The organism is Helicobacter pylori, assembly GCF_003638305.1.
Taxonomy (GTDB): Bacteria; Campylobacterota; Campylobacteria; order Campylobacterales; family Helicobacteraceae; genus Helicobacter; species Helicobacter pylori_DJ.
Genome location: NZ_MVYP01000001.1, coordinates 155,491 through 168,157 on the forward strand (window position 1 = coordinate 155,491; position 12,667 = coordinate 168,157).

General features: G+C 39.5%; 11 protein-coding genes. 10 read left to right on the forward strand and 1 reads right to left on the reverse strand.

What is annotated here, in order from left to right:
• Position 1: 1 nt before the first annotated feature.
• From tmk to ilvE, 7 genes are all read left to right on the forward strand, one after another.
• Positions 2–577, forward strand: a complete 576-nt coding sequence (gene tmk / locus EAL04_RS00755) for a dTMP kinase (protein WP_120972589.1) — start codon at positions 2–4, stop codon at positions 575–577.
• A complete protein-coding gene (locus EAL04_RS00760) occupies positions 565–1,140 on the forward strand; it encodes a ComF family protein (RefSeq protein WP_120972590.1) in 576 nt (191 codons plus the stop codon). Before tmk ends, EAL04_RS00760 begins: the two co-directional genes overlap by 13 nt.
• A 34-nt stretch (positions 1,141–1,174) precedes the next feature.
• Positions 1,175–3,214 carry an HsdM family class I SAM-dependent methyltransferase gene (locus EAL04_RS00765; protein ID WP_120972592.1) on the forward strand — a complete coding sequence of 680 codons (2,040 nt, stop codon included), beginning with the start codon at positions 1,175–1,177 and terminating at the stop codon, positions 3,212–3,214.
• Positions 3,211–4,425 (forward strand): restriction endonuclease subunit S, encoded by a 1,215-nt coding sequence (locus tag EAL04_RS00770; RefSeq protein WP_120972594.1) that lies wholly within the window; start codon positions 3,211–3,213, stop codon positions 4,423–4,425. The genes EAL04_RS00765 and EAL04_RS00770 overlap by 4 nt, the downstream gene beginning before the upstream one ends.
• 65 nt (positions 4,426–4,490) lie before the next feature.
• The gene (polA, locus tag EAL04_RS00775; RefSeq protein ID WP_162982438.1) at positions 4,491–7,184 is read left to right on the forward strand and encodes a DNA polymerase I; all 2,694 of its coding nucleotides are present in this window, start codon (positions 4,491–4,493) and stop codon (positions 7,182–7,184) included.
• 109 nt (positions 7,185–7,293) lie between these two features.
• The gene (locus EAL04_RS00780; protein ID WP_120972598.1) at positions 7,294–8,040 is read left to right on the forward strand and encodes an outer membrane protein; all 747 of its coding nucleotides are present in this window, start codon (positions 7,294–7,296) and stop codon (positions 8,038–8,040) included.
• A gap of 50 nt (positions 8,041–8,090) precedes the next feature.
• Positions 8,091–9,113 carry a branched-chain-amino-acid transaminase gene (gene ilvE, locus EAL04_RS00785; RefSeq protein WP_120972600.1) on the forward strand — a complete coding sequence of 341 codons (1,023 nt, stop codon included), beginning with the start codon at positions 8,091–8,093 and terminating at the stop codon, positions 9,111–9,113.
• A gap of 4 nt (positions 9,114–9,117) precedes the next feature.
• On the opposite strand, the gene EAL04_RS00790 is transcribed toward ilvE, so the two are convergent.
• Complete coding sequence (locus EAL04_RS00790; protein WP_120972602.1) at positions 9,118–9,777, reverse strand: outer membrane protein; 660 nt, start codon at positions 9,775–9,777, stop codon at positions 9,118–9,120.
• Between the two features lie 169 nt (positions 9,778–9,946).
• On the opposite strand from EAL04_RS00790, the gene EAL04_RS00795 reads away from it, so the two are divergent.
• The 3 genes from EAL04_RS00795 to EAL04_RS00805 are packed head-to-tail and all read left to right on the forward strand — an operon-like array spanning position 9,947 to position 12,665.
• Positions 9,947–11,080 (forward strand): ABC transporter permease, encoded by a 1,134-nt coding sequence (locus EAL04_RS00795; RefSeq protein WP_120972604.1) that lies wholly within the window; start codon positions 9,947–9,949, stop codon positions 11,078–11,080.
• Positions 11,080–11,865, forward strand: a complete 786-nt coding sequence (locus tag EAL04_RS00800; protein ID WP_120972606.1) for an ABC transporter ATP-binding protein — start codon at positions 11,080–11,082, stop codon at positions 11,863–11,865. The genes EAL04_RS00795 and EAL04_RS00800 overlap by 1 nt, the downstream gene beginning before the upstream one ends.
• Positions 11,850–12,665, forward strand: a complete 816-nt coding sequence (locus EAL04_RS00805) for an MlaD family protein (protein WP_108253919.1) — start codon at positions 11,850–11,852, stop codon at positions 12,663–12,665. The genes EAL04_RS00800 and EAL04_RS00805 overlap by 16 nt, the downstream gene beginning before the upstream one ends.
• Positions 12,666–12,667: the final 2 nt, after the last annotated feature.

The following is a 12,667-nucleotide window of genomic DNA, read 5'->3' on the forward strand; positions in this document are numbered from 1 at the left end:
AATGTATGTGGTGTTAGAAGGCGTTGATGGCGCGGGCAAAAGCACTCAAGTAGAATTATTAAAAAACAGGTTTAAAAACGCCCTTTTTACCAAAGAGCCAGGAGGGACAAAAATAGGCGAAAGTTTAAGGCGTATCGCTTTAAATGAGAATATCAGCGAATTAGCCCGAGCGTTTTTATTTTTAAGCGATCGGGCTGAGCATACAGAAAGCGTCATCAAACCGGCATTGAAAGAAAAGAGACTCATCATTAGCGACAGGAGCTTGATCTCTGGCATGGCTTATAGCGAGTTTTCAAGCTTAGAATTGAACCTGCTTGCCACTCAAAGCATCTTGCCTACAAAAATCATTCTTTTAGTGATAGATGAAGAGGGCTTAAAACAGCGCTTAAGCCTTAAAAGTTTAGACAAAATAGAAAACCAAGGCACAGAAAAATTACTCACAATCCAGCAAAAGATCAAAACCCACGCTTATGCGTTAAAAGAAAAATTCGGGTGCGAAGTTTTGGAACTGAACGCCAAAGAAAGCGTTAAAAACTTGCACGAACAAATCACCGCTTTTATAAAATGCGTTGTTTAATTTGTTTGAAGCTTTCTTTTAAGCCTCTTTGCCCAAATTGCTTAAACGATCTGCCCTTAAGTTTAAGAGTAAGGGTTTTAGAGGGCGTGAGCGTGTATAGTTTTTACGCTTATAGCGAAGTAGAAGAACTCATTAAAAGCAAATACGCGCTGATTGGATCTCGCATTTTGCCCTTGCTTTCTCAAAAGGCCGGCGCGGAATTTGTGAAAATCCTGCAAGAACAAGGCTTGAATATCCCCCTTTATGGTATCGCCATTGATGATAAAATCAAATCCTTTTACTCGCATTCCGCCGCGCTTTTAAAAGGCTTTTGTCAAGGGAATTTAAAGCCCACTTACGGGACTTTAAGAGCCACAAATACTATTTCGTATGCCGGGAAAAGCCTGGAATTTCGCGCTAACAACCCACGAAATTTCATCTTCAAAGGCGATGAGAATTTAGATTATTTTTTATTAGATGACATTATCACCACCGGCACCACCCTAAAAGAAGCCCTAAAACACCTTAAAACCCTAAACATCAAAGCGCACTTTGCGATCGCGCTTTGCAGCGCGGACGAATGAGTTATAATTTTGTTTTTTTAAAAAGGATAAAAATATGCTAGCTTTTCAATTAGAAGATGATGTTGATGACTATGTCAAAAAAGAATTGACCAATTTAGGGCTTGTGAAAAATAAGGATTTTAATGTTAAAAGCCAAATGAGTCCTAGCCTTAAAAACGCTCTTTTGAATGCGAGTAAAACCAAAGATAAGACTTCTTATGGCGAGCCAGATTTCAGCTTAGAAAAATACACGCACCCAAAAAATAAAGGGAGCGTTATCCCTATAATCATAGAAAACAAACTCTACGCTAAAAATTTAAAAAAGCTCAAAAACGACGCGCTTGCAAACGATGACATTTCCATTTCAAAATTCGCCGTGAATGGGGCTTTACACTACGCTCAAAACATCTTAAGAGACAAAGAAAAATATAAAGAATGCGTCGCCATAGGCATCGCCGGCGATGATGAAGAAAACCTTTTGATAGAAGTGTATTATGTTTTTGCGAGCGGGATCAATTCGCACAAACTCACTAACGCTAAAAACTTGCATTTTTTAGAAAATCAAGAATCGTTTAACGCTTTTTATAAAGAATGCACGCTCACTGAAGAAGAAAAACACCTTATCTTAATCAAAACCAAAGCCGAGTTGAACGAAACCGCTAAAAAACTCAACCGCCTGATGCATAACCACAACATCACCGCGCCTCAGCGCGTGCTATACGTGAGCGGCATGCTTTTGTCCATGCAAGAAATTAAGGGCAAAAAAGGGGGCTTAAAACCAAGCGATTTAAAAGGCGAATTGACTGATACTAGCCGTGATGGCGTTTTAGTGTTTAACCAAATTGGTGAGTTTTTGAAAACCAAAAACTTGAGCGAAGAAAAACGAGATCTGATGCTCGCTAGTTTTAAAGAAATCAGTAAAGATCCGCAGCGCGATAAAGAAACGAGCCTGGATAAAGCCATCAGCATGCTTTTAGAAAAAGATTCAAGCATCACCAAGCAAATTTTTACCTTTCTTTATGAGTTTGTCCATAAGCCCATTAATGAAAGCGACAATACCGGTCATTTAGACATCATGGGCGAACTTTATAGCGAATTTTTAAAATACGCTTTAGGGGATGGTAAGGAATTAGGCATTGTTTTAACCCCGCCTTATGTAACTAAAATGATGAGCGAGCTTTTAGGGGTTAATGCGAAATCCTTTGTGATGGATTTAGCCGCAGGGAGTGCCGGCTTTTTAATTTCTTCTATGGTGCTAATGATTGAAGACATTGAAAAAACCTATGGTAAAAACACCACTATAGCGAATGAAAAAATCAAAAACATGAAAACCACGCAACTTTTAGGCGTGGAGCTTAACGCTGAAATGTTTTCTCTAGCCACCACTAACATGATTTTAAGAGGCGATGGATCAAGTTTAATCATCAAAGGCAACACTTTTGAAACCAGTAAAAAGATTTATGAAGATTTTAAGCCCAATATCCTTTTATTAAACCCTCCTTTTAGCTACGAAGAAAACGGCATGCCTTTTATCAAGTTCGGGTTAGAGCATATGCAAAAAGGCGGTTTAGGCACGATCATTATCCAAGATAGCGCAGGGAGTGGGCAAGCGTTAAAATCCAATGTTGAAATTTTAAAAAAGCATTCGCTTTTAGCGAGCATTAAAATGCCTACTGATTTATTCATGCCTCAAGCCGGGGTGCAAACGAGCGTCTATATTTTTAAAGCCCATGAGCCGCACGACTATGAAAAGCCCGTTAAATTCATAGACTTTAGAAACGATGGCTTCAAGCGCACCAAAAGAGGCCTAAATGAAATCTCTAACCCCACCAAACGCTATGAAGAAATCATTAAAATTTACAAAGCCGGCTTAAACGCTAAAGTCTCTAAAGAGCTGTGGGGCAATTTAGAGACGATCTATATTGAAGACTTTATCGCCAAGCCGCGCGAAAACAAGCATGCTAAAGACTTTAATTTTGAAGCCCACCAAAAGAATGACACCAAACCCGAATTAGAGGATTTTAAAAGAACGATAGCCGATTACCTTTCTTATGAAGTGGGTTTGATTTTAAAAAACCAAACGCCCCCAAAGTGATTGGCCCCCTTAGTAGCCAACTCAACGCTATTAAGTGGGGCGAGTTCAAACTAGGGGATTTGTTTGAAATTGAAAAAACCTTAAGCTTTAATAAAGACGCTTTAACGCAAGGAGAAGATTATGATTATATTACAAGGACTTCGCAAAATCAAGGCGTTTTGCAAACCACAGGATTTGTCAATGCAGAAAATTTAAACCCACCATTTACTTGGAGTTTGGGGCTTTTACAAATGGATTTTTTCTATCGTAAAAAATCATGGTATGCGGGACAATTCATGCGAAAAATCACGCCAAAAACTGAAATTGAAAATAAAATTAATTCGCGCACAGCCTACTATTTCACAACGCTTTTAAACGCCTTAAAACGCCCTTTATTGAGTGTATTAGTTAGGGATATTGATAAAACTTTTAGGGAGCAAAAAATCCAACTACCCCTAAAACCCACCGCTAACGCTCAAACCCTTAAGGATATTGATTTTACTTTCATGGAAAAATTCATAGCCGAACTTGAGCAGTGTCGGCTCGCCGAACTTCAGGCTTACTTAAAAGCTACAGGGCTAGAAAACACCACCCTTTCTAACGAAGAAGAAAACGCCCTTAACGTTTTCAATGGCAACCATTCTGGGGGTAATACCCCATGCGGCTTAACATGGCAAAGCTTCAAAATTGTAGATATTTTTGAAGTCAAAAACACAAGAAATATTTTAGCAAGGGATGTTGTCAAAGATAGTGGGACAACCCCCTACTTGTGTGCTAGTAAAGAGAATAATGCTGTAAATTCTTATATTAATTACAATGCGGATTTTTTGGATAAGGGCAATTGTATTTTTATTGGTGGTAAAACTTTTGTTGTTACATACCAACAAAAAGACTTTTATTCAAACGATAGCCATAATTTAGCTTTGTATCTTAAAGACACGCATTCAAAAACCAAACTTAACCAACTATTTATTATTACTTGCATTTATAAAGCTTTAAATAATAAATATTCTTGGGGTGATAGCATAAGTAACACAAAAATACAAAATGATAGCATTCTACTACCCACCAACCCACATGGCGGTATTGATTTCAATTTCATGCACACCCTCATCAACGCCCTGATGAAACAAACCATTCAAGGCGTGGCTCAATACTGCGACGCTAAAATCCAGGCTACAAAAGAAGTTATTAACCAAGAAACGCCCGTTCAAAAAGACTCGTTATTTTGAAAGAGATGAGGTCAAGCTTGTGTTACAATAAATTTAAAATTCGCTTGATTGAAGAGGGTTGAATCATGGAGCAGCCAGTCATTAAAGAAGGGACTTTAGCCTTAATTGATACTTTTGCGTATTTGTTTAGAAGCTATTACATGAGTGCTAAAAATAAGCCTTTAACCAACGATAAGGGCTTTCCTACAGGGCTTTTAACGGGGCTTGTGGGCATGGTTAAAAAATTTTATAAGGATAAAAAAAACATGCCTTTTATCGTGTTCGCCCTAGAAAGCCAGACTAAAACTAAAAGAGCCGAAAAATTAGGCGAATACAAACAAAATCGTAAAGACGCCCCTAAAGAGATGCTTTTACAAATCCCTATCGCCTTAGAATGGTTGCAAAAAATGGGTTTTACTTGCGTGGAAGTGAATGGGTTTGAAGCCGATGACGTGATCGCCAGTTTGGCCACGCTAAGCCCTTATAAAACGCGCATTTATTCTAAAGATAAGGATTTTAACCAGCTTTTGAGCGATAAAATCGCGCTTTTTGATGGTAAAACGGAGTTTTTGGCGAAGGATTGCGTGGAAAAATACGGGATTTTGCCGAGTCAATTCACGGATTATCAGGGCATTGTAGGGGATAGCAGCGATAATTACAAGGGGATTAAAGGCATTGGGAGCAAGAACGCCAAGGAATTGTTACAGCAATTAGGGAGTTTGGAAAAAATCTATGAAAATTTAGACTTGGCGAAAAATTTACTCAGCCCTAAAATGTATCAAGCCCTGATACACGACAAAGGAAGCGCGTTTTTAAGCAAAGAATTAGCCACTTTAGAAAGAGGGTGCATTAAGGAATTTGATTTTTCCAGCTGCGCTTTTCCTAGCGAAAACCCCCTATTGAAAATTAAAGACGAACTGAAAGAATATGGTTTTATTTCCACTTTAAGGGATTTAGAAAATTCCCCTTTAATTGTAGAAAACGCCCCTATATTAGACAGCGTGCCTATATTAGAAAACGCGCCCGCCTTAGACAACGCCCCTAAAAAATCGCGCATGATCGTTTTAGAAAACGCCGAGCTCTTGAGTATGTTTTTAGAAAAATTAAAAAATCCTAGCACTAGGGTTTTTGCACGCTTGGTGTTAAATAAAGAAAAAAAAGTTCTAGCCCTAGCGTTTTTATATGAAGATCAAGGCTATTTTTTGCCTTTAGAAGAGGCGTTATTTTCGCCCTTTTCTTTGGAATTTTTGCAAAACGCTTTTTCTCAAATGTTACAGCATGCGTGTATCATTGGGCATGATTTAAAACCCTTATTAAGCTTTTTAAAAGCCAAATACCAGGTGTCTTTAGAAAATATTCATATCCAGGACACTCAAATTTTAGCGTTTTTAAAAAATCCGGAAAAAGTGGGGTTTGATGAAGTTTTAAAGGAATATTTAAAAGAAGATTTAATCCCGCATGAAAAAATCAAAGATTTTAAAACAACAAGCAAGGCGGAAAAATTAGAGCAATTGAATATGGAATTAAACGCTTTAAAGCGTTTGTGCGAATACTTTGAAAAAGGGGGGCTAGAAGAGGGTTTGCTTATTTTGGCTAGAGACATTGAAACGCCGTTCATGAAAGTCTTAATGGATATGGAATTTCAAGGCTTTAAGATTGATGCGCCTTATTTCAAGCGCTTAGAGCAGGAGTTTAAAAATGAATTGCATGTTTTAGAGCGCCAAATTTTGGATTTAATCGGCGTGGATTTTAACCTCAATTCGCCCAAGCAACTCAGCGAGATTTTGTATGAAAAATTAGGGCTTCCTAAAAATAAAAGCCATTCTACCGATGAAAAAAACTTGTTAAAAATCCTAGACAAGCACCCAAGCATCCCTTTGATTTTAGAATACAGGGAATTGAATAAGCTTTTTAACACTTACACCACTCCCTTATTGCGCTTAAAAGACAAAGACGATAAAATCCATACCACTTTCATCCAAACCGGCACAGCTACCGGGCGTTTAAGCTCACATTCGCCTAATTTGCAAAATATCCCGGTGCGATCGCCTAAAGGCTTACTCATTCGTAAGGGCTTTATCGCTAGCTCTAAAGAATATTGTTTGTTAGGGGTGGATTATTCGCAGATTGAATTGCGCTTGTTAGCCCATTTCAGCCAGGATAAGGATTTAATGGAGGCGTTTTTAAAGGGGCGAGACATCCATTTAGAAACTTCTAAGGCGTTGTTTGGTGGAGATTTAGCCAAAGAAAAACGATCCATCACTAAAAGCATTAATTTTGGGCTGGTGTATGGCATGGGGAGTAAGAAATTGAGCGAAACTTTAAACATCCCTTTAAGTGAGGCTAAAAGCTACATAGAAGCGTATTTCAAACGATTCCCTAGCATTAAAGATTATCTAAATGGCATGAAAGAAGAGATTTTAAAAACTTCTAAAGCTTTTACTTTGCTTGGGCGTTACCGGGTGTTTGATTTTAATGGCGTGAATGATTATGTTAAGGGCAATTATTTGCGAGAGGGTGTGAATGCGATTTTTCAAGGGAGTGCGAGCGATTTATTGAAATTGGGCATGCTCAAAGTGAGCGAGCGTTTCAAAAATAACCCTTCGGTGAGGCTGCTTTTGCAAGTGCATGACGAATTGATTTTTGAAATTGAAGAAAAAAACGCCCCAGAGTTGCAACAAGAAATCCAACGCATTCTTAATGATGAAGTGTATCCTTTGAGGGTGCCGTTAGAAACAAGCACGTTTATCGCTAAGCGTTGGAATGAACTAAAAGGTTAGTTTTTAATTGAGTTTAAGAAAAAATATATTATTATTTCTTTATAAGTAATACTTAGCCATTTTAAGCTAAATATAAAGTCATTATCAAAGAATAAAGGGAAGAGACTGAATGTTGAAAAGAATTATATTGTTAGGGGCTTTGGGTGTTTTAGCGAACGCTGAAGAGAGCGCGGCTTTTGTGGGAGTCAATTACCAGGTGAGCATGATACAAAATCAGACTAAAATGGTGAATGAAAACGGCTTGCAAAAACCTTTGATAAAATTCCCGCCTTATGCAGGAGCGGGTTTTGAAGCGGGCTATAAGCAGTTTTTTGGCAAGAAAAAATGGTTTGGCATGCGTTATTATGGGTTTTTTGACTACGCGCACAACCGCTTTGGCGTGATGAAAAAGGGTATCCCGGTGGGCGAGAGCGGGTTTATTTACAATAGCTTTAGTTTTGGTGGGACTACCTTGACAGAGAGGGATTCTTATCAAGGGCAATACTATATCAATTTATTCACTTATGGTGTGGGGTTGGATACGCTGTGGAATTTTGTGAATAAAGAAAACATGGTTTTTGGTTTTGTCGTGGGGATCCAATTAGCGGGGGATAGTTGGGCAACGAGCATCAGTAAAGAGATCGCTAGTTATGCAAAACACCATAGCGATTCCAGTTATAGCCCGGCGAATTTCCAGTTTTTATGGAAATTTGCGATCCGCACCCATATCGCTAAACACAATAGTTTGGAATTAGGGATTAAAGTGCCTACGATCACGCACCGGCTTTTCTCCATTACCAACGAAAAGGGATACACTTTACAAGCTGATGTGCGTAGAGTTTATGCGTTTCAAATCAGTTACTTGAGGGATTTTTAACCCCTTTTTAGATACAATCACGCCTGAAACTATCCATTTAAAGGTGTGAAATGCCAAATTTAGAAAATTTAGACTGGAAAAATCTGGGCTTTAGCTACATTAAAACGGATTTTCGCTTCATCGCTACTTATAAAAACGGCTCGTGGTCGCATGGCGAATTGGTGAGCGAAAATGTGTTACAGCTCAGTGAAGGCTCGCCGGTCTTACACTACGGGCAGGCTTGTTTTGAAGGCTTGAAGGCTTACCGCTCTCAAAAGGGGAAGGCTTTACTCTTCCGCCCTTTAGAAAACGCCAAACGCTTGCAAACTTCATGCGAAAGACTGCTCATGCCCAAAGTGAGCGAAGAGCTGTTTTTAAAGGCATGCGCTGAAGTAGTCAAAGCGAATCAAAAATGGCTCGCTCCTTACAAAAGTGGGGCGAGTTTGTATTTGCGCCCTTTTGTCATAGGCGTGGGGGATAATTTGGGGGTAAAGCCGGCTAATGAATACCTTTTTATCGTGTTTTGCGCACCGGTGGGGGCGTATTTTAAGGGGGGTATAGAAAAAGGGGGGGCTAGGTTTATCACTACAGCGTTTGATAGAGCCGCGCCTAAAGGCACCGGTGGGGTGAAAGTGGGGGGGAATTATGCCGCAAGCCTGTTAGCCCACAAAATGGCCACAGAGCAAGGCTATGATGATTGCATTTATTTAGACCCCACCACGCACACTAAGATTGAAGAAGTGGGGGCGGCGAATTTTTTTGGCATCACGCATGATAACGCCTTTATCACCCCGCATTCGCCAAGCATTCTGCCAAGCATTACCAAAAAAAGCTTGATGGTTTTGGCTAAAGAATATTTGAACCTCAACATAGAAGAGAGGGAAATCTTAATGGATGAGTTGGGCGCGTTTAGAGAAGCTGGGGCGTGCGGGACAGCCGCAATCATTACGCCCATTAAAGAAATCGCGCACAACAACAAGTCTTATTTTTTTGAAGCGCCAGGCAATATCACTAAACAACTCTATGACTTGCTTTTATCCATCCAGCAAGGCGAACAAGAAGCCCCCAAAGATTGGATTTTTGAAGTTGGCTAAAAGGTTAAAATTTATAGCTGTATGCCGCATAAAATAAGGGCGAAGTCTCAAAGCGACTAGAGCCAGAAAGCAATCTGGCGGTGGGCAAGATCTTAAACCCTAATTCAATGCGGTGCCTTAAAAAAAGCGTGAGCATAACCCCCCCATTAATCGCTAAGCCCCCTGAAACCACAGAATGTTTAAAAAACTTGAAATTTTGCTTGTCTGTATAAACGACTAAAGCCCCCCTAGCTCCCCCAAACGCCCCTAAATAATGCTTATAACTCCCTAAAGGGAATTCCATAATCACATCCAAACCCACCGCAAGCATGGTAAAAAAAGAGTTGGTAGGATCTTTATGGCTTTGGTAATTCACTTTTCCTGACCCAAGATCCCATGCAAAAACCCCCCTGATCCCAATGTATTTTTTAAAAAAACTTTGCACGCCGGTTTTTAAATTGAGCGTGGCGATCCAATCTTTCATTTCTTGGCCTTGATAGTCCTTAATGGCCTCTACAGCGCCAAACCCTCCTAAAAAATACCACCCGCTTTTTTTACGAGTGAGCTTTTGGCGGTTAATGATGCTTCTATAGAGCTTTTCATGGGCTTCTTGGTAATTTTTTTTAGGGGTTTTATCGTGCAAAATAGGCATTGCATCAAGGGGCAAGACAACAAAACCCCCCATTAAGAAAACACCAAAAAAAATGATTTCTTTAAACGTTTTAAAAATAACTAATCCTTTATTAAACAGAATATTGTTTAACCTTTTGTTTTATCATTGTGTTAAAATAGCCGTTTTAACAAACAAAATTTTGTTAATAGATTTTACCTAATCTAAGAGAGAATATATTTTAATGAAGACAGAGAAACAAAAATTTTTAGAGATGCGTAAAGATGGGGCTAACTCTGTGCTGATTTTAAGAGGGGATTGGGATTTTAGAACGAGCGTGTTTCGTTTAGATGAGTTGAAAAAAAAATTATTAGATCATCAAGGGTCTTTAAAAATAGATTTTTCAGGGTGCCAAAAAATAGATTTTGTTTTTGGCATGTTTTTATTTGATTTAGTTAAGGAGCGTTCTTTAAACATTGAATTGTGTAACGTGAGCGAGAATAACGCATGCGCTTTGAAAGTGGTTAAAGACTGGCTTGAAAAAGAAGACGATTTGGAATCTAAAAAAGCGGGCAAAAAATACGAACTCATGATCACTAAATTGGGTAAGAGTATCGTAGAGACTTATAACACCTTTTTAAACGCATTCAATTTTTGCGGCATGATTTTATTTTACTTCATTAAAAGCGTTTTCAACCCCAAACGCTTTTGCATCACTCCTTTGCTCTATCATATCAATGAATCCGGGTTTAAGGTTTTGCCGGTGAGTATTTTAACGGTGTTTATCGTGGGGTTTGCCGTTGCTTTACAAGGGGCTTTACAATTACAAGACTTGGGTGCGCCTTTGATGTCGGTGGAAATGACGGCCAAACTCGCTTTAAGAGAAATCGGCCCTTTCATTTTAACTCTCGTGGTGGCCGGGAGGAGCGCGAGCAGTTTTACCGCCCAAATTGGGGTGATGAAGATCACTGAAGAATTGGACGCCATGAAAACCATGGGCTTTAACCCTTTTGAATTTTTAGTGTTGCCTAGGGTGTTAGCCTTAGTGATTGTTTTGCCTTTATTGGTGTTTATCGCTGATGCGTTCGCTATTCTTGGGGGCATGTTTGCGATTAAATACCAATTGGATTTAGGCTTTCCAAGCTATATAGACAGATTTCATGACACAGTGGGTTGGAACCATTTTTTGGTAGGGATTGTCAAAGCCCCTTTTTGGGGGTTTGCGATTGCGATGGTGGGGTGCATGCGCGGGTTTGAAGTCAAGGGGGATACTGAGAGCATTGGGCGCTTGACCACTATTAGCGTCGTGAATGCGTTGTTTTGGATCATTTTCTTAGACGCTATTTTTTCTATTATCTTTTCTAAGTTGAACATATAATGAACGCTACTAACAATCAAGTCTTAATTGAAGTGAAGGATCTCCATAGCGCTTTTGGAAGCACCATTATTCATAGGGGCGTGAGTTTTAGCGTGCATAAGGGCGAAGTGATGGCGATTTTAGGGGGTTCAGGGAGCGGTAAAAGCACGCTTTTAAGGTGCATGATCTTGCTCAATCGCCCTACAAAGGGGGAAGTGTTGCTTTTTGGGGAAGATATATGGAAACTTGAAGAGGGAGAACAGCAAAAGATTTTTAACCGCTGCGGGATTTGCTTCCAGTTTGGGGCGCTCTATAGCTCTTTAACGGTTTTAGAAAATGTGGGTGTGATGCTAGAGCAATACGGTGCTTATTCTAAAAAAATTGTTGAAGAAATTTCTAAAATGTGGATTGAAAAAGTGGGTTTGCCCCCTAGGGCTTACCACCTTTACCCCTATGAATTGAGCGGGGGGATGAAAAAGCGCGTGGGTATAGCTAGGGCTATGGCGACTAATCCGGAAATCTTATTTTTAGATGAGCCAACAAGCGGGCTAGATCCTTATAGCGCGGGCAAATTTGACGAACTGATTATGACGCTCAAAGAGAGCTTACAGCTTACGGTGGTGATGATCACGCATGATTTGGACTCCGTGCATGATTGCGTGGATCGATTCATCATGCTCAAAGACGGGCTATTAGAATTTAATGGGGATTTAAAGGATTTTATTAAAAAGGCTCAAACTCAAGGGCTAGATGAAGGCAATTTATTCAATTCAACACGAGGAGAGAAATTTTGGAAAGGCATGTGAATTACACTTTAATCGGCGGGCTCTTCTTTTTATGCTTAGTGTGCATGGTAGGCTTTATTTTATGGCTAGGCCATTTGGGATTAGATGACGGGAAGTATTATGAATATGTGGTCTATACGGACAAAGACTTGGGAGGCATTGCGACCAACTCGCCCATAAATTACAAAGGGATTCAAGTGGGTAATGTCATTAAGGTGGGTTTTGCAAAGGATAAAGTGGGGGTGGTCCGTTTGGATTTGATGATCAAATCCAGCGTTAAGATCCGTAAAGACTCTAAAGTGGCGGTTTCTTCTAGAGGGTTTATGGGGTTAAAATTTTTAGCCTTAGAGCAAAGCCACAATGAAGAATTTTATGGTAGCAGCGATAAAGGGGAGCGGATTTTAATCTTTAAAGAAGGGCTTATGGATCGCTTGAGTGGTGATGCTAATCAAGTGGTGCAAGAAGTGATGAAAGCGATCAGGAATGTGAATAGGATTTTAGACGATGAAAACGTGGAGAAATTCAAGCACATTCTCGCTTCAGTGGATGATCTCATCGCTAATTTGGATTCAAGAAAGACTCAATTTGATTCGCTAATCAGCAACGCTAACAACCTTGTTTCTAATGTCAATAATGTGGCTTTAGATGTGGATAAGCGCCTAAAACAGGGGCAATACGACTTTAAGGCGATGTTTACTCCCTTAATCATGCAAGCGCAGTTGAGCTTAAGAAACATTGATAATTTTGTGGAAAAAGGCTCTGCTTTGATAGATAAATTTGACGCTAACCCCTATAAAACGATTTTTGGAGAAAGGAAATAATC